A 17,705-nucleotide genomic window follows, 5' to 3' on the forward strand; every position below is an offset into this window, starting at 1 on the left:
GGTTCTCCCGGAATTCTTCCGAAGAACGCCGGGAGCCGCACGCAAAACAACAGGGCGGCGAGATCCGCCAGTGTCCGGGACAACTCAAGATGAGGAGCTCGCCGTGACCACCGGGCTACCGTCGCAAATGCAGGTGATCGAGTTACTCGGCGGCGAATTCGCGCGTGCAGGCTATGAAATCGAGGATGTGGTCATCGATTCCGCGTCCCGCCCACCGCGGATAACGGTCATCGCCGACGGCGATACGGCCCTCGACCTGGACACCGTCGCCGCGCTGTCCCGCTCGGCGTCGACTTTGCTAGACGAGCTTGACAATGTCGGCGACCGCTACGTCCTCGAGGTGAGCTCGCCCGGGGTGGAACGCCCGCTCACCAGCGAGAAACACTTCCGCCGGGCCCGCGGTCGCAAGGTCCAGCTGAAGATGTCCGACGGCGCCGAGCTGACCGGGCGCATCGGAGAGACACGCGACGGCGCGACAGCGCTGGTGGTCCGGCAGGGCCGCACGTGGACCGTGCGGCAGATCCCGCTCGCCGACATCGCGACCGCCGTGGTGCAAGTGGAGTTTTCCCCGCCAACCCCGGCCGAGCTGGAGCTGGCGGGAATGGCGGAAATGGGTCGGGCTCGTGGGACGGAGGCCGGAACATGAACATCGACATGGCTGCGCTGCACGCGATCGAGGTGGACCGCGGCATCTCGGTCAATGAGCTGCTGGAAACGATCAAATCCGCGCTGCTCACCGCCTACCGGCATACCCAGGGCCATCAGATGGACGCCCGCATCGAGATCGACCGCAAGACCGGCGTCGTGCGCGTCATCGCGCGCGAGGTGGACGAGGACGGCAACCTCATCAGCGAGTGGGACGACACCCCCGAAGGTTTCGGCCGCATCGCCGCCACCACCGCCCGTCAAGTCATGCTGCAACGCTTCCGCGACGCCGAGAACGAGCGCACCTACGGCGAGTTCTCCACCCGCGAAGGGGAGATCGTCGCCGGTGTCATCCAGCGCGACAGCCGCGCCAACGCCCGCGGCCTGGTCGTCGTGCGCATGGGCACCGAAACCAAGGCATCCGAGGGTGTCATCCCGGCCGCCGAGCAGGTGCCCGGCGAAAGCTACGAACACGGCAACCGGCTGCGCTGCTATGTGGTCGGGGTGACCCGCGGGGCCCGCGAACCGCTGATCACCCTGTCGCGCACCCACCCCAACCTGGTCCGCAAGCTGTTCTCGCTGGAGGTCCCCGAGATCGCCGACGGGTCGGTGGAAATCGTCGCGGTGGCCCGCGAAGCCGGCCACCGCTCCAAGATCGCGGTCACTTCCCGTGTCCCGGGCCTCAATGCCAAGGGCGCGTGCATCGGCCCGATGGGGCAGCGGGTGCGCAACGTGATGAGCGAGCTGTCCGGAGAAAAGATCGACATCATCGACTACGACGAAGATCCGGCGCGGTTCGTCGCCAACGCATTGTCGCCGGCCAAAGTCGTCTCGGTGTCGGTAATCGACCCGAACGCGCGGGCCGCGCGCGTGGTGGTGCCGGACTTCCAGCTGTCCCTGGCCATCGGCAAGGAAGGCCAAAACGCGAGGCTGGCGGCCCGGCTGACCGGGTGGCGCATCGACATTCGCGGCGATTCGCCGGGCCAGTCGGCGGCTCACCCCGAACAGGGCGCCAGCCATGGGATGGCGCACGGACACTAAATAACGGTCGCGGACCCACAGGCGCGTCCCGGGTGGTTCGGGCCACCCCGCGAGTGACGCTAGACTTAGCCGTGATCCAGCGCGAGCCTTCGGACTCGGCGCGCAAAAGCACGGAGGACCCCTGCGGACCGGTGCGGACGTGTGTCGGGTGCCGGAAGCGTGAGCTGGCCGTCGAACTGCTTCGCGTGGTGGCTGAGTCGAGCGGGAACGGCACGTACGCCGTGGTCGTTGACACAGGCAGGCGCCTGCCGGGGCGGGGTGCGTGGGTGCATCCTCAACCGCAGTGCGTGCATCAGGCGATTCGGCGGCGAGCTTTCCAACGCGCGCTGCGCATCACCGGTTCACCGGACACATCCGCGGTGGTCGAGCACGTCGGTTCCTCAGACAGGCCCGCTCACCAGGCAACAGAACAGGTAGCAACGAACATGAGCACACCGTGAAGTCCCGATGACCATGCGTCATAGCTAAACCCGAGGCGCGGCCCACGACTGTCGCCTCACAGACAGGAGATGTAGTGGCAGGTAAGGCCCGCGTACACGAGTTGGCAAAGGAACTCGGTGTAACCAGCAAGGAAGTGCTCGCCCGGCTTAGTGAACAGGGCGAATTCGTCAAATCCGCGTCATCGACGGTGGAAGCGCCCGTCGCCCGCCGGCTGCGTGAATCGTTCGGCGGCAGCAAGCCGGCGCCCGCGAAAGACGGAGCCAAGGCCCCCGCGAAGGTGCCCGCCGCCCCGGCGGCCAAGGCGCCCGACGCATCACTCGACCGGGCTCTCGACAAGGCGATCGACACGGTCGCGGGCAACGGCGCGCCGGCCAGTGCGCCCGCCAGAGCCGCCGACGGCGGCAGCCCGGCTCCCGCGGCTCCCGCCCCCGCGCCGACGACCGCGACGCCGGCGCCCCCGGCGCCGCCGACCCCCACCGCGCCTCCCGGCCGTCCCGGACCCAAGCCCGGACAGCCCGCCCCCGGTGATCGGGCGCCGCATCCCGGCATGACCCCGGGACCACGTCCCAGCCCGATGCCCAAGCCCGGTGTGCGCACCCCGCGCGTCGGGAACAACCCGTTCTCGTCGGCACAACCCGTCGACCGTCCCATCCCGCGTCCCATGGCGCCCCGACCCGGTGCGCCCAGGCCCGGAGCGCCGCGCCCAGGCGGCGCGTCACCCGGCAACATGCCGCCGCGTCCAGGCGGCGCCGGCGGTCAGGCCCGCCCGGCGCGTCCCGGCGCGCCTCGTCCCGGCGGTGGCCGGCCCGGTGGCGTTGGCGGTCGCCCCGATGGCGGTGGCGGTAACTACCGCGGCGGCGGCGGCGTTGGTGCCGCCCCAGGCGGTGGCGGTGGTGGTTTCCGCGGCCGTCCCGGCGGTGGTGGTGGCGGCGGTGGCCGTCCGGGCCAGCGCGGCGGCGCCGCCGGTGCCTTCGGCCGTCCCGGCGGTGCGCCCCGGCGTGGCCGCAAGTCCAAGCGGGCCAAACGCGCCGAGTACGAGAACATGCAGGCCCCGGTCGTCGGTGGGGTGCGGTTGCCGCATGGCAACGGCGAGACCATCCGGCTGGCCCGCGGTGCGTCGCTGAGCGACTTCGCCGACAAGATCAACGCCAACCCGGCCGCGCTGGTGCAGGCGCTGTTCAACCTCGGCGAGATGGTGACCGCCACGCAGTCGGTCGGCGACGAGACGCTCGAGCTGCTGGGCAGCGAGATGAACTACGTCGTGCAGGTCGTGTCCCCCGAGGACGAGGACCGTGAGCTGCTGGAGTCCTTCGACCTGACCTACGGCGAGGACGAGGGCGGCGAGGAAGACCTGCAGACCCGTCCGCCGGTGGTGACCGTCATGGGTCACGTCGACCACGGTAAAACCCGACTGTTGGACACCATCCGCAAGGCCAACGTCCGCGAGGGCGAGGCCGGCGGTATCACCCAGCACATCGGCGCCTACCAGGTCAGCGTGGACCTCGACGGCACCGAGCGGCTGGTCACCTTCATCGACACCCCCGGTCACGAGGCGTTCACCGCCATGCGTGCCCGCGGCGCCAAGGCCACCGACATCGCCATCCTGGTGGTCGCGGCCGACGACGGCGTGATGCCCCAGACCGTGGAAGCGATCAACCACGCCCAGGCTGCCGACGTGCCGATTGTGGTGGCCGTCAACAAGATCGACAAGGAAGGCGCCGACCCGGCCAAGATCCGCGGACAGCTCACCGAATACGGCCTGGTGGCCGAGGACTTCGGTGGCGACACCATGTTCGTCGACATCTCGGCCAAGCAGGGCACCAACATCGAGGCCTTGCTCGAAGCGGTGCTGCTGACCGCCGACGCGGCGCTGGACCTGCGGGCCAACCCCGACATGGAGGCCCAGGGTGTGGCGATCGAGGCGCACCTGGACCGCGGTCGCGGTCCGGTCGCCACGGTGCTGGTGCAACGCGGGACGCTGCGTGTCGGCGACTCGGTGGTCGCCGGCGACGCCTACGGCCGGGTGCGCCGCATGGTCGACGAACACGGCGACGACGTCGAGGCGGCGCTGCCGTCGCGGCCGGTGCAGGTCATCGGCTTCACGTCGGTGCCCGGCGCGGGTGACAACTTCCTGGTCGTCGACGAGGACCGCATCGCCCGCCAGATCGCCGACCGGCGCAGCGCCCGCAAGCGCAACGCGCTGGCCGCGCGCAGCCGCAAGCGGATCAGCCTCGAGGACCTGGATTCGGCGCTGAAGGAAACCAGCCAGCTGAACCTGATCCTCAAGGGCGACAACGCCGGTACCGTCGAAGCCCTGGAAGAGGCCCTGATGGGCATCCAGGTGGACGACGAGGTGGAGCTGCGGGTCATCGACCGCGGTGTCGGTGGCATCACCGAGACCAACGTCAACCTGGCGTCGGCCTCGGACGCGGTGATCATCGGGTTCAACGTGCGCGCCGAGGGCAAGGCCACCGAGCTGGCCAACCGCGAAGGTGTGGAGATCCGCTACTACTCGGTGATCTACCAGGCCATCGACGAGATCGAGAAGGCCCTGCGCGGCATGCTCAAGCCGATCTACGAGGAGCGGCAACTCGGTCGTGCCGAGATCCGGGCGCTGTTCCGGTCCTCCAAGGTGGGCCTCATCGCCGGCTGCATGATCAGCTCCGGTGTGGTGCGCCGTAACGCCAAGGCGCGGCTGCTGCGCGACAACATCGTGATCGCCGAGAACCTGACGATCCACTCGCTGCGCCGGGAGAAGGACGACGTGACCGAGGTCCGCGAAGGTTTCGAGTGCGGTATGACGCTGGGTTACTCGGACATCAAGGAAGGCGACGTCATCGAGTCCTACGAGCTGGTTGAGAAAGAGCGGGTCTGATGGCCGATCCGGCACGGGCGCGCCGGCTGGCCAAGCGGATCAACACGATTGTCGCCTCGGCCATCGAGTTCGAGATCAAGGATCCGGGCCTGGCCGGGGTGACCGTCGTGGACACCAAGGTCACCGCCGACCTGCACGATGCGACGGTCTACTACAGCGTCATGGGACCCACCCTCGACGACGAGCCGGACTACGCGGCCGCCGCGGCGGCGCTGGAGCGGGCCAGGGGAGTGCTGCGTTCCAAGGTCGGCGCCGGCACCGGCGTGCGCTTCACGCCGACCTTGACGTTCCTCCGGGACACCACAACGGACAACGTCAACCGCATGGAGGAGTTGCTGGCCCGCGCCCGTGCCGCAGACGCGGACCTGGCGCGCGTGCGAGTCGGCGCCAAGCCGGCCGGCGACCCCGACCCCTATCGAGACAGGACATCGACGGGACCATTGGCTGAGGAAGACAGCGATGACCACGATCGACCGGAAGACTGAGCCGGCACACATGCAGCGCCTCAAGGGGGCGCGCGTCGACGCTGTCGGCGCCGCCCGGCTGTTGTCCGATTCGGATCGGACCGCGGTCGTCTGTCATGTCCATCCCGATGCCGACACCGTCGGTGCGGGACTGGCGCTGGCTTCGGTGCTGGACCGATGCGGAAAACGGGTGGAGGTCAGCTTCGCGACGCCGGCCAACTTGCCCGAGTCGTTGCGGTCGCTGCCCGGTTGTCAGTTGCTGGTGAGTCCGGACGACATGCGTCGCGACGTCGATCTTGTTGTCACCGTTGACGTTCCGAGCATCAACCGACTGGGCGGCCTGAGTGATCTGGCCACCAACGGTCCGGAGATCCTGGTCATCGACCATCACGCCTCCAATGAGCTGTTCGGCACCGCGAACTTCGTTGATGCGTCGGCGGATTCGACGACGATGCTGATCGCCGAGGTCCTCGATGCCTGGGGCCAGCCGATCGACCGGGCGGTCGCGCACTGCATCTATGCGGGACTGACCACCGACACCGGATCGTTCCGGTGGGCCAGCGCGCGGGCGCTGCGGCTGGCGGCTCGCCTGGTGGATCTGGGCGTGGACAACGCCGCCATCAGCCGGTCCCTGATGGACACCCATCCGTTCGTGTGGTTGCCGATGTTGTCGCGGGTGCTGGGTTCGGCGCGGCTGCTGCCGGAGGCCGCCGGGGGTCGCGGCCTGGTCTATGCGGTTGTGCATCACCAGGATTGGATGACCTCTCGGCCCGAGGAAGTGGAAAGCGTCGTCGATATCGTTCGCACCACGCAGCAGGCTGAAGTGGCGGCGGTATTCAAGGAGATCGACCCGCAGGAGTGGTCGGTGTCGATGCGGGCCAAGAACGACGTTGACCTGGCGGCCGTGGCGGCGCAGTTCGGCGGTGGTGGCCACCGGTTGGCCGCCGGGTACTCGACCAGCGGGACCATCGACGACGCCGTCTCCGCGCTGCGCGGCGCCCTGGGCTGACCGCTCTTGACGCAGGAGCGGCCGGAGCGGGACCGTCCCACCGCGGGAGGCCGCCAGATCGCCGCGCTGGCCCTGCCGGCGTTGGGTGTGTTGGCCGCCGAACCGTTGTACCTGCTGTTCGACACCGCGGTGGTGGGACGGTTGGGGGCGGTGTCGCTGGCAGGTCTGGCGGTCGGCAGCCTGATCCTGGGCGTCGTCAGCTCCCAGTCGATTTTCCTGTCTTACGGCACGACGTCGCGCGCGGCGCGCCACTTCGGTGCGGCCGACCGCGGGGCGGCGGTCAACGAGGGCGTGCAGGCGACCTGGCTGGCGCTGGGGCTGGGTGCCTTGGTCGTCGCCGTGGTGGAAATCGCTGCGGTTCAGTTGGTTTCGACGATCGCGGGTGGCGGCTCCGACGACATCACGGTGGCGGGATTGCCCTGGCTGCGGATCGCCATCTTGGGCGCCCCGGCGATTCTGGTCTCCCTGGCCGGGAACGGCTGGATGCGCGGCGTGCAGGACACCGTGCGGCCGCTACGCTATGTCGTCGCCGGCTTCGCGCTCTCCGCGCTGCTGTGCCCGCTGCTCGTGTACGGCTGGCTGGGGTTACCACGCTTCGGGTTGTCGGGTTCGGCGGTGGCCAACCTGGCCGGTCAGTGGTCGGCGGCGGTGCTCTTCGGCGGCGCGCTGCTGGCCGAGCGGGTGCCGCTGCGGCTCGACGCGCCCGTGCTGCGTGCGCAATTGGTGCTGGCCCGCGACCTGTTCCTGCGCAGCCTGGCGTTTCAGACCTGCTTCGTCTCGGCGGGTGCGGTGGCCGCACGGTTCGGTGCGGCGGCGCTGGCCGCCCATCAGGTGGTGCTGCAATTGTGGAGTTTTCTTGCGCTGGTGCTCGATTCGCTGGCCATCGCCGCACAGTCGCTGGTCGGTGCCGCGCTGGGGGCCGGAGATGTCGCGCACGCCAAATCGGTGGCGTGGCGGGTGACCGCGTTCTCCTTCCTGGCCGCCGCCGTGTTGGCGGGCGCGCTGGCCGCGGGGGCGCCGGTGCTGCCCGCCTTGTTCACCCACGACCGGTCGGTGCTCGCCGCGATCGACGTGCCGTGGTGGTTCCTGGTGGCCCAGTTACCGTGCGCCGGAGTTGTTTTCGCGCTCGACGGGGTCCTGTTGGGCGCCGGCGACGCGGCGTTCATGCGGACCGCCACCGTCGTCAGCGCCCTGATCGGTTTCCTGCCGCTGATCTGGTTGTCGCTGGCCTACGGCTGGGGGCTGGCCGGGATCTGGTCGGGGTTGAGCACCTTCGTGGTGTTGCGGCTGATCTTCGTGGGGTGGCGGTCGTGGTCCGGCCGCTGGGCGGTGACCGGAACGGCGTAGGACTCAGTGACCGCTCGGTATGCCATTGATCCAAATCAACAGCGCCACAAGGAAAGCCGCGACGACGATTGCCGCGCCGATCGCCGGCCAGATCCACAACACCGATCGGCGGACGCCCGCGACCACCATTCCGATGCCGCCCACCCCAACCGCGATCACCTCACCGCCGACCACGACGGCCGCCCCGGTGAAGGTGTGATCGAAGAACTTCGAGAACTTCGGATCGTCGCAGTTGTCGCTGCAGATCGGCAGGAACGCCCACAGCGACGGCACCAGCGCCGCCAACAACCCCAACGCGCACAACGCAACCAACGCGAAAGAGAGCAGCACGGCCGCAACGGTGTCGGCCGTGGACCGCGGCGGTCGCCGCGGTGGCGGCACCATCGTCGTCAGCGGACCTGGGACCGTCCGCGTTGCAGCACGGCCTCACGGTTGGCGGCGATGTCGTCGCCGCTGGTGCGAAATTCTCTGGCGGCCATCGCTTCCAACCACAGCCCGCCGCTGGTCTGCGTGTCGTCGATGCGGTGGTAGGAGGCCAGCAATGCCCGCACCGCGTTCTGGTTGTTGCCGACGATGGACGCCGCCACCTGACGGGCCGTGCTCAGCAACTGCTCGTGCGGCACCACCTCGGTGACCAGGCCGGCGCGCAGCGCGTCGGCGGCCGACAGGTAATCACCGGTCATGCTCATCCGCCGGGCCAGCCCCACGCCGACCTTCTGCGGCAACCGCACGCTGAGCCCCCAGGTGGGCAGCAGGCCCACCCGCGCGTGGGTGTCGGCGAAGCGCGCCTGCTCCGAGGCGATCAGGATGTCGCAGTACAGCGCCAACTCCAGCCCGCCGGTGACCGCTGCGCCGTTGATGGCGCCGATCACCGGCTTGGTCAGCGCCGGCCAGCGCGGGGAAATGTCGGGCAGCGCGGTTTGTCCGCCCAGTTCTTTGAGATCCAATCCGGCGCAGAACACCGGGTCGGCGCCGGTGACGATGAGGACGTCGACGTCGTCGTCGGTTTCGGCGTCGGACAGGGCCCCGAAGAACTGATCCCGAAGCGCCGAAGACAGCGCATTGCGGGCCTGCGGGCGGTTGAGGGTCAGGGTGCGCACCCGCTCTTCGGTGTGGATCAGCAGGATGTCGTCGGTCATGGCATTCACCGTAGCGGTCACATCAGCCCCACAAGTCTCTGCCTCGGGGGGCATCCGTTCTGCCCGCCTCACAGCGACTTCCGGACCGTCGCCCGGATTTGTCGCTCGGAGGTGGGCATTACGACACACCTTCCCAACAGCGACACGTGTGGCCGCTGTGACAACCGCCTCTGCCGCCTATCGTTGAAGCATGTGCCGGAACATCACCGAGCTGCGGGGACTGGAGCCCCCAGCCACCGACGAAGAGATCGCCGCCGCGTCGCGGCAGTACGTCCGCAAGGTCAGCGGCATCACCCACCCGTCGGCCGCCAACGTCGAGGCGTTCGAGACCGCCGTCGCCGAGGTCACGGCCACGACCACCCGGTTGCTGGACGCCCTGACACCTCGGCGCCAGCCGCCGAAAACCGTACCGCCGCTGCGCCGGCCGGAAGTGATCGCCCGGCTGGCCGCCGCGCCGTCGCCGTGACGCCCGCGCTCAAGGAGTGGAGCGCGGCCGTCCATGCGCTGCTGGATGGGCGCCAAAGCGTCCTCCTGCGCAAGGGCGGCATCGGCGAGAAGCGGTTCACCGTGGCCGCAAGAGAATTCCTGCTGTTCCCGACGGTCGCGCACAGCCACGCCGAGCGGGTGCGCCCCGAGCACCGCGACCTGGTGGCCGAGGCCGCCGCCGACAGCACTGATTCCGACCTGACGCTGCGGGCGGCCGCCAAGGTCGTGGCCGCGCTGCCGGTCAACCGGCCCGAAGGCCTGGACAAGATCGAAGATCTGCACATTTGGACGGCGGAGTCGGTGCGCGCCGACCGGCTCGATTTCCGGCCCAAACACAAGCTTGCGGTGCTGGTGGTGTCGGCGATGCCGCTGGTGCAGCCGGTCCGGTTGGCCCGCACCCCGGAATATGCCGGCTGCCGGAGCTGGGTGGAGTTGCCGGCCGACCCGGCGTTGGGCGCGCCGGTGCACGACGACACCGTCCTGGCCGACGTCGCCGCCCGCGTCCGCGACGCCGTGGGTTAGCCGACCGGCAACAGCAGTCGGGATTCGCCGAAATGCACCTCGTGGGTCGCCTGCTTGACCTGGCGTCCGGTCAGCGCCGGCTCGGCGGTCCCCAGGTTGCGCGCGTAGCGGGGAAACCAGCTGCCGGCGATCAGCACGCGCAGGCGTGAGCCGGCGCGGAATCGATGCGCGACGGCGTCGAGTTCGATCCGGACCGTCTGCGGGGCGTCACCCAAGCGCCGGTATCCGTCGCTGACATTGCGCGAGCGGCCGCGGGCGTCGACCTCGCTGACCCGGACGAACACGTCGACGTTGGGGTTGTCTGAGGAGTGCGTCAGCTCGACCACCGGGCTGCCATAGACGAAGAGGTCGTGGGTCAGCGTGGTGCCGGTGAAGGACAGCACGTCGTCGCGCTCGGCAAGCCGGGTGTCGTCGCGGTAGCCCCCCTTGGGCGACAGCAGCGGGCCGCCGATCGCCCGGGTGGGGTGGGCGGGGTTGTAAGGGAATTTCGCCGGGGCCGCGCCGGGCTGCGGCGCTGTCACACCCAGGTGCCCCCGGGGCTGCAGATACCACGTGTGTTCGGTGGTGGCCGGGGGCCAGTCCGGCAGATACCGCCAACCCTGGCCGGTGACGAACACGCGCACGGTGCTGGGCCGACGCAGCGCCGGCGCGTCACCCACATGCGCGTCGACCCAGTCCAGTGACTCCTGTGCGCTCACCGGCAGGCCCTTGGTCAACATCTGGGTGTGCGTCCACGGCCCGACGGTGAGGGCGACGTTGACGCCGCGGTCGCGCAGCTGCCGGTACTGCTGCAGCGTCTGGCGCAAGAACACGTCTTGCCAGCCGCTCAGCAGCAACACCGGAACCGCTACGCGGTCCAGCGCGGCCGGGAAGCGCAGCCGGTCCCAGAACGGGTCGTCGGGATCGGCATGTTCCACCCACGATTCGAACCACGGAGCGCCGTCTCCGAGCAGCGTGCGCGCTGCCGGACCCATCGGGACCTCGGCGACCGCCCGTGCCACCTTGCGCGGGGACTGCACCTGGCGAAGGGCGGCGCGGATGCGGCCGGGTTCCTCCTGACGGGCGACCAGATCACTCCAGCCCAGGAAGTCGTTGACCGCAAAGGTGCCGGTGCCCCACACCGAGTCGCGGAAGTCGTGCGGGCCGACCGCGATGACGGCCGCCGCCAGCTCCGGGGGCGGATCGGCCAGCAGCGCCCACTGGGTGAAACCCAGGTAGGACAGGCCGACCGTGCCGAAGCGGCCGGTGAACCACGGTTGGCGACGCAGCCATTCGACGGTGTCGGCGCCGTCGGCGGCCTCGTTGACCATCGGCTCGAACTCGCCGCCGGAACCGAATGTGCCACGTACGCTTTGCAACACGACGTGGTAGCCGCGGGCGGCGTAGAGCCGGGCGAACACCAGCGAAAACGGAACGCCGCGGCCATAGGGGCCGCGCACCAACACAGTCCCGGCGGGCCGGCTGGTGTCCGGCGCGTAGTGGTCGGCCATCAGGTCGACGCCGTCGCGCATCGGAATCCGGACGGTGCGCACGCTGTACCCCGTGGTCGCCGGGCGCAGCCCCAGCAGCCGGCCGAGAGCGCTGCCGACCGCTTTGCCGCCGCGATGCCTGGTCTTGCTCACCCGCCCAGGTTAAGGAACGCCCGGCTCAGAACTTGTAGTAGGGAGCCAGGTCGTTGGCGCGCTGCAGGTTGGTGGACGGGCAGTCGACGTCGGGCTCGGAGTAGATGCTCGAGTAGAACAGCGCCTGCTGGATGACGCCGTAACTGGTCTTGAAGGTGACCATGCAGGACATGTAGTAGTAGCTGTTGCGCTGGGTGGGCTTGAGCACCCAGTACTGCGCGACGCGGTGCCCGGCGACCGTCGTCTCGACCGCGTCCGGCGGCAGGCTCTGGGCGTAGGTGCGCCAGATGACGGGCTCGACGGCCAGCTGGTAGTTACCCGCGTCGTAGTGGCAACGCAGCCCTTCCTCGGCCTCGGGCGGGCTGAACGCCAGGCCGAGCCGCTGCACCACGTCGAACGGAATGTCGTTGCACGGGTCGAACGGGCTGGGATTGCTGGTCTCCACGATCGGGCTCTTCATCGTGGTCGACATCGGCGCGGCCGTCGACCGCAACTCGACATGCCCGCCGCCCGTCGGCGCCGGCGGGATGCTCTGCCAGCCCACCACCACCGCTGTGATCAGCGCGGCAAGCCCCCCGAGCAGACGCACCTTGGCGAACACGACATCCCCCTGCCTTTGGCGGTCCCTTTGCCGGGAGTGTACAAGTCGCGTCCGCGCCGTCACAGAGCAAACGAGAACTTGTTCTAATCCGCCGGCAAACCGGCGTCAGGGGACGCGCACCAGAAAGAGGGCAGCACGGGCAGCCGTTAGGGTGGTTAGTCGTGACCCGACAGGAACACGCCGGACAGCCGACGCTGTGGGCGATCTCTGACCTGCACACCGGTCACCTCGGCAATAAGCCGGTCACCGAGTCGCTGCACCCGTCCTCGCCGGACGACTGGCTGATCGTGGCCGGCGACGTCGCCGAACGCACCGACGAGATCCGCTGGGCGCTGGACTTGCTGCGGCGGCGGTTCGCCAAGGTGATCTGGGTGCCCGGCAACCACGAGCTGTGGACCACTACGCGCGATCCCATGCAGATCTTCGGCCGGGACCGCTACGACTATCTGGTCAACATGTGCGACGAGATGGGCATCGTCACCCCCGAGCACCCGTTCCCGGTATGGACCGAACGCGGCGGCCCGGCCACCATCGTGCCGATGTTCTTGCTGTACGACTACAGCTATTTGCCGGCGGGTGCGGCCAGCAAGGCCGAAGGCTTGGCCATCGCCCGGGAACGCAACGTCGTGGCCACCGACGAATTCCTGCTCTCCTCCGAGCCGTATCCCACCCGGGACGCGTGGTGTCACGAGCGGGTCGCAGCGACGCGCGCCCGGCTGGAAGACCTGGATTGGGTGCAGCCCACCGTGCTGGTCAACCACTTCCCGTTGGTGGGTGAACCGTGCGACGCGTTGTTCTACCCGGAGTTCTCGCTGTGGTGCGGCACCACCAAAACCGCCGACTGGCACACCCGCTACAACGCCGTGTGTTCGGTCTACGGACATCTGCATATTCCGCGGACCACCTGGTATGACGACGTGCGCTTCGAAGAGGTGTCGGTGGGTTATCCGCGGGAGTGGCGCCGGCGCAAGCCGTTCAGCTGGTTGCGCCAGGTGTTGCCGGACCCGCAGTATGCGCCGGGGTATTTGAATGACTTCGGCGGTCATTTCGTGATCACTCCCGAGATGCGACAGCAGGCCACGCAATTCCGGGAACGGCTGCAGCAGCGGCAGAACCGATGACGGCCGGCACGCTGGTGTCGGCGGTGCTGCCCGACACGGTGCATGACGACCTGGCGTACGCCGAGGTGTACACCGACCCGCCGGGGCTTACGCCGTTGCCCGAAGAGGAGCCGCTGATCGCCAAGTCGGTGGCCAAGCGTCGCCACGAATTCATCACCGTCCGCCACTGCGCCCGGGTCGCGCTGGGCGAGCTGGGGTTGCCGCCGGTGCCGATCCTCAAGGGCGAGAAGGGCGAACCGTGCTGGCCAGCCGGTGTGGTGGGCAGCTTGACGCACTGCACCGGCTATCGGGGCGCGGTGGTGGGACGCGACAGCGCCGTGCGGTCGCTGGGGATCGACGCCGAGCCGCACGACGTGCTGCCCAACGGCGTGCTGGAGGCCATCAGCCTGCCGCCGGAGCGGGGCGAGATACCCCAGCAGATGCCCAGCGAGCTGCATTGGGATCGAATCCTGTTCTGCGCCAAGGAGGCAACGTACAAGGCGTGGTTTCCGCTGACCCAGCGGTGGCTGGGTTTCGAGGACGCGCACATCACCTTCGAAGCCGACAGTTCGACGACGGGACGTTTCGTCTCCCGCATCCTGATCGACCCGTCGGCGCTGTCGGGTCCGCCGCTGACGACGCTGAGCGGGCGCTGGTCGGTACAGCGCGGGCTGGTGCTGACCGCGATCGTGTTATGAGCTCCGGCCCGCTGGGCCCGGGAATCGTCGTCGTCGACAAGCCGGCGGGCATGACCAGCCATGACGTGGTCGGGCGGTGTCGGCGCATCTTCGGCACCCGCCGCGTCGGTCACGCCGGCACCCTGGACCCGATGGCCACCGGCGTGCTGGTGATCGGGGTCGAGCGCGCCACCAAGATCCTCGGATTGCTGACGGCAGCGTCGAAGTCGTACGCCGCGACCATCCGCCTGGGCCAGACCACGACCACCGAAGACGCCGATGGGGAACTGCTGCAATGCATTTCGGCCGAACGCGTCCCGGACTCGGCGATTGCGGCGACGGTCGCCGGTCTGCGCGGTGACATCAGCCAGGTGCCCTCGGCGGTCAGCGCGATCAAGGTCGGCGGCCGGCGTGCCTACGAGTTGGCCAGGGCGGGGCAGACCGTCGAACTGCAAGCCCGTCCGGTGCGCATCGACCGGTTCGAGGTGCTGGCCGTGCGGCGCGAGGCTCAGGTAGTCGACCTCGACGTCGAAGTGGATTGCTCGTCGGGCACCTATATCCGGGCGCTGGCCCGCGACCTGGGCGCGGCGCTTGGCGTTGGTGGTCATCTGACGTCGTTGCGGCGTACCCGTGTCGGCCGCTTCGGGTTGGACCAGGCGTGGTCGCTGGAGGAGCTGGGCGAGCGGCCCCGGTTGAGTCTGGACCTGGACCAGGCGTGTCTGCTGATGTTCGCCCGGCGCGACCTCACGGCCGAGGAGGCCGACGCCGCGGCCAACGGCCGGGCCCTGCCGGCGGCCGGTATCGACGGCGTCTACGCCGCGACCGACGCGGGTGGGCGGGTGATCGCGCTGCTGCGCGACGAGGGCTCGCGGACCAAGTCGGTGGTGGTGATCCGCCCGGCGACGATGCGCGCCGGGTAGCGGCGCGAGGAGGAGCCGGGCAATCGGATACCGCCCGGCGACGATGCGCGCCGGGTAGCGGCGCGAGGAGGTGCCGGGCAATCGGATACCGCCCGGCGACGCTTTAGTGCTGCGACGCTGCAAGGCCGTCGATGGCTCGAGCGTGCATTGTGGGCTTTCACTGTGCGTGCTGGGCGGAGATATCGCCGCAAACCCGCCGTGAGCGCACACTCGACGCCGCCAGCGCACACTCGGCGCCGCTAGCGCACACTCGACGCCGCCAGCGCACACTCGACGCCCCCACAACAGGCATCCCGTCGCGCACTCGCCGCGACGAAGTTGCACACTGTGAGGACCGTCGTTCGGAAGGGGCAATGATGCCTAGCAAGGTGCCAAACAAGGTTTACGTCATCGGCGTGGGTATGACGAAGTTCGAGAAGCCGGGTCGCCGCGAGGGCTGGGACTACCCGCAGATGGCCAAGGAGTCGGGCACCAAGGCGCTCGCCGACGCCGGCGTCGACTACCGCGACATCGAGCAGGGCTATGTCGGTTACGTTGCGGGCGACTCGACCAGCGGCCAGCGCGCCCTCTACGAACTGGGCATGACGGGCATTCCGATCGTCAACGTCAACAACAACTGCTCGACGGGCTCTACCGCCCTTTACCTGGGCGCGCAAGCCATCCGCGGCGGGCTCGCCGACTGCGTGCTGGCGCTGGGCTTCGAGAAGATGCAGCCCGGAGCCCTGCAACTCGGCGCCCAGGACCGAGAGTCGCCGATGGGCAAGCACGTCAAGGCGCTCTCTGAAATCGACGAGTTCGCGTTTCCGGTGGCGCCCTGGATGTTCGGCGCGGCCGGGCGTGAGCACATGAAGAAGTACGGCACCACCGCCGAGCACTTCGCGAAGATCGGCTTCAAGAACCACAAGCACTCGGTCAACAACCCCTACGCGCAGTTCCAGGAGGAGTACACCCTGGATGACATCCTTGCCGCGAAGATGATCTCCGACCCGCTCACCAAACTGCAGTGCTCGCCCACCTCCGACGGTTCGGCCGCGGTGGTGCTGGCCAGTGAGGATTACGTTGCCCGCCGCGAACTCGGCGGGCAGGCCGTGGAGATCGTCGGGCAGGCCATGACGACCGACTTCGAGTCCACCTTCGACGGCAGTGCCCGCAACATCATCGGCTACGACATGAATGTGCAAGCGGCGCAACACGTCTACCAGCAGTCGGGTCTGGGCCCGGACGACTTCCAGGTGATCGAGTTGCATGACTGCTTCTCGGCCAACGAGCTGCTGCTTTACGAAGCGCTGGGCCTGTGCGGCGAGGGTGAGGCGCCCAAGCTGATCGACAACGGCGACACCACCTACGGCGGACGCTGGGTGGTCAACCCGTCGGGCGGCTTGATCTCCAAGGGCCACCCGCTGGGCGCCACCGGGCTGGCGCAGTGTTCGGAACTCACCTGGCAACTGCGGGGTACCGCCGACAAGCGTCAGGTCGACAACGTCACCGCCGCACTGCAACACAACATCGGGTTGGGTGGCGCCGCCGTCGTCACCGCCTATCAGCGCGCCGAACGCTAGGGGCACGCCTTGATCGAGTGGTCCGAGTCCGATCTGATGGTGCGCGACGCCGTGCGCCAATTCGTCGACAAAGAGATCCGCCCCCACCTCGACGAGCTGGAAACCGGTGAGCTGTCGCCTTATCCGATCGCGCGCAAGCTGTTCAGCCAGTTCGGTCTCGACGCCATGGCGGCCGAGGCGGTGAAGAACATGCTGGACCGCGAACGCGCCAAAGAGGCGGGCAGGGCAGACGAAAAGCCTAGCAGCTCAGGCGGTTTCGGCGGTGGCGAGCAGGCGTCCATGGTGGCGGTCCTGGTCTCCGAAATCGCCAGGGTCAGCATCGGGTTGCTCAGCACCGCCTCGGTCAGCCTCGGTCTGGGCGCGGCGACCATCATGAGTCGCGGCACGCTGGCCCAAAAAGAGCGTTGGCTGCCCGGGCTGATGACCCTGGAAACGATCGCGGCCTGGGCCATCACCGAACCGGATTCCGGGTCGGATGCGTTCGGCGGCATGAAAACTCACGTCAAGCGCGACGGCGAGGATTACATCCTCAACGGGCAGAAGACGTTCATCACCAACGGGCCCTACGCCGACGTCTTGGTGGTCTACGCCAAACTCGACGAGGGGGATGCGTCGGTGGACCGGCGCAACCGGCCGGTGTTGGTCTTCGTGCTCGATGCCGGCATGCCGGGTCTGACGCAGGGCAAGCCGTTCAAGAAGATGGGCATGATGTCCTCGCCGACGGGCGAATTGTTCTTCGACAACGTCCGACTGACACCGGACCGGTTGTTGGGCGGCAGCGAGCAGCACGCCAGCGGCGACGGACGCGACAGTGCCCGCGAGAATTTCGCCGCCGAACGGATCGGCATCGCGATGATGGCGCTGGGCATCATCAACGAATGCCACCGGCTGTGTGTGGATTACGCCAAGACCCGCACCCTGTGGGGCAAGAACATCGGGCAGTTCCAGCTCATCCAGCTGAAGCTGGCCAAGATGGAGATCGCCCGAATGAACGTGCAGAACATGGTCTTTCAGACCATCGAGCGGCAGCGGGCCGGAAAGCCGCTGACCCTGGCCGAGGCGTCGGCGATCAAGCTGTACTCGTCGGAGACCGCCACGGAGGTCGCGATGGAAGCCGTGCAGCTGTTCGGCGGCAACGGCTATATGGCCGAGTATCGCGTGGAACAGTTGGCCCGCGATGCCAAGTCGCTGATGATCTACGCCGGCAGCAACGAGGTGCAGGTCACCCACATCGCCAAGGGGTTGCTCACCGGCTGA

18 protein-coding genes are annotated in these 17,705 nt (G+C 68.6%); 14 read left to right on the top strand and 4 right to left on the bottom strand.

The annotated features are described in order from the left end of the window. Nucleotides 1–103: 103 nt before the first annotated feature. The 7 genes from rimP (at nt 104) to I2456_RS09430 (ending at nt 7,822) form a co-directional block, all read left to right on the top strand. Nucleotides 104–646 carry a ribosome maturation factor RimP gene (gene rimP, locus I2456_RS09400; protein WP_085074487.1) on the top strand — a complete coding sequence of 181 codons (543 nt, stop codon included), beginning with the start codon at nt 104–106 and terminating at the stop codon, nt 644–646. Next, a complete protein-coding gene (gene nusA / locus I2456_RS09405; protein ID WP_068025188.1) occupies nt 643–1,686 on the top strand; it encodes a transcription termination factor NusA in 1,044 nt (347 codons plus the stop codon). The genes rimP and nusA overlap by 4 nt, the downstream gene beginning before the upstream one ends. 188 nt (nt 1,687–1,874) lie before the next feature. Then, the gene (locus tag I2456_RS09410) at nt 1,875–2,126 is read left to right on the top strand and encodes a YlxR family protein (RefSeq protein ID WP_241007967.1); all 252 of its coding nucleotides are present in this window, start codon (nt 1,875–1,877) and stop codon (nt 2,124–2,126) included. Between the two features lie 74 nt (nt 2,127–2,200). After that, the gene (gene infB / locus I2456_RS09415; RefSeq protein ID WP_085074488.1) at nt 2,201–5,002 is read left to right on the top strand and encodes a translation initiation factor IF-2; all 2,802 of its coding nucleotides are present in this window, start codon (nt 2,201–2,203) and stop codon (nt 5,000–5,002) included. Continuing rightward, a complete protein-coding gene (gene rbfA, locus I2456_RS09420) occupies nt 5,002–5,487 on the top strand; it encodes a 30S ribosome-binding factor RbfA (protein ID WP_068025193.1) in 486 nt (161 codons plus the stop codon). The genes infB and rbfA overlap by 1 nt, the downstream gene beginning before the upstream one ends. Continuing rightward, nucleotides 5,462–6,475 carry a DHH family phosphoesterase gene (locus I2456_RS09425; RefSeq protein WP_068025196.1) on the top strand — a complete coding sequence of 338 codons (1,014 nt, stop codon included), beginning with the start codon at nt 5,462–5,464 and terminating at the stop codon, nt 6,473–6,475. The genes rbfA and I2456_RS09425 overlap by 26 nt, the downstream gene beginning before the upstream one ends. Before the next feature lie 6 nt (nt 6,476–6,481). Continuing rightward, complete coding sequence (locus I2456_RS09430; protein ID WP_085074489.1) at nt 6,482–7,822, top strand: MATE family efflux transporter; 1,341 nt, start codon at nt 6,482–6,484, stop codon at nt 7,820–7,822. A 3-nt stretch (nt 7,823–7,825) separates the two neighbouring features. Here the strand turns inward: I2456_RS09430 and I2456_RS09435 are convergent, their stop codons facing one another. After that, nucleotides 7,826–8,152 (bottom strand): hypothetical protein, encoded by a 327-nt coding sequence (locus tag I2456_RS09435; protein WP_139823187.1) that lies wholly within the window; start codon nt 8,150–8,152, stop codon nt 7,826–7,828. 59 nt (nt 8,153–8,211) lie between these two features. After that, nucleotides 8,212–8,961, bottom strand: coding sequence for an enoyl-CoA hydratase (locus I2456_RS09440; RefSeq protein ID WP_085074491.1), 750 nt, complete (start codon nt 8,959–8,961; stop codon nt 8,212–8,214). Between the two features lie 190 nt (nt 8,962–9,151). On the opposite strand from I2456_RS09440, the gene I2456_RS09445 reads away from it, so the two are divergent. Both I2456_RS09445 and I2456_RS09450 read left to right on the top strand, forming a co-directional pair. Continuing rightward, complete coding sequence (locus I2456_RS09445; protein ID WP_068025212.1) at nt 9,152–9,427, top strand: DUF2277 domain-containing protein; 276 nt, start codon at nt 9,152–9,154, stop codon at nt 9,425–9,427. Then, nucleotides 9,424–9,969: a DUF1802 family protein gene (locus I2456_RS09450; protein ID WP_085074492.1), complete on the top strand. Its 546-nt coding sequence runs from the start codon at nt 9,424–9,426 to the stop codon at nt 9,967–9,969. Before I2456_RS09445 ends, I2456_RS09450 begins: the two co-directional genes overlap by 4 nt. Here I2456_RS09450 and I2456_RS09455 read toward each other — a convergent pair. Together I2456_RS09455 and I2456_RS09460 are read right to left on the bottom strand one after the other, a co-directional pair. Beyond that, on the bottom strand, nt 9,966–11,591 hold the full coding sequence (locus I2456_RS09455) for a CocE/NonD family hydrolase (RefSeq protein WP_085074493.1): 1,626 nt from the start codon (nt 11,589–11,591) through the stop codon (nt 9,966–9,968). The two genes, I2456_RS09450 and I2456_RS09455, sit on opposite strands and share 4 nt — an antisense overlap. 25 nt (nt 11,592–11,616) lie before the next feature. Further along, entirely contained in the window at nt 11,617–12,192 is a 576-nt protein-coding gene (locus tag I2456_RS09460) for a DUF3558 domain-containing protein (RefSeq protein WP_068025220.1), read from the bottom strand. 161 nt (nt 12,193–12,353) lie between these two features. On the opposite strand from I2456_RS09460, the gene I2456_RS09465 reads away from it, so the two are divergent. The 5 genes from I2456_RS09465 to I2456_RS09485 all read left to right on the top strand — a co-directional run bounded on the left by I2456_RS09465 (nt 12,354) and on the right by I2456_RS09485 (nt 17,705). Then, nucleotides 12,354–13,313: a metallophosphoesterase family protein gene (locus I2456_RS09465; RefSeq protein WP_085074494.1), complete on the top strand. Its 960-nt coding sequence runs from the start codon at nt 12,354–12,356 to the stop codon at nt 13,311–13,313. Continuing rightward, nucleotides 13,310–13,990, top strand: coding sequence for a 4'-phosphopantetheinyl transferase PptT (gene pptT / locus I2456_RS09470; RefSeq protein ID WP_085074495.1), 681 nt, complete (start codon nt 13,310–13,312; stop codon nt 13,988–13,990). The genes I2456_RS09465 and pptT overlap by 4 nt, the downstream gene beginning before the upstream one ends. Then, entirely contained in the window at nt 13,987–14,889 is a 903-nt protein-coding gene (gene truB / locus I2456_RS09475; RefSeq protein ID WP_085074496.1) for a tRNA pseudouridine(55) synthase TruB, read from the top strand. Before pptT ends, truB begins: the two co-directional genes overlap by 4 nt. Nucleotides 14,890–15,242: 353 nt before the next feature. Further along, nucleotides 15,243–16,448 carry a lipid-transfer protein gene (locus I2456_RS09480; RefSeq protein WP_371869918.1) on the top strand — a complete coding sequence of 402 codons (1,206 nt, stop codon included), beginning with the start codon at nt 15,243–15,245 and terminating at the stop codon, nt 16,446–16,448. A gap of 9 nt (nt 16,449–16,457) precedes the next feature. Further along, a complete protein-coding gene (locus I2456_RS09485; RefSeq protein ID WP_085074497.1) occupies nt 16,458–17,705 on the top strand; it encodes an acyl-CoA dehydrogenase family protein in 1,248 nt (415 codons plus the stop codon).

It is taken from the genome of Mycobacterium kubicae, from assembly GCF_015689175.1.
Classification (GTDB): Bacteria; Actinomycetota; Actinomycetes; order Mycobacteriales; family Mycobacteriaceae; genus Mycobacterium; species Mycobacterium kubicae.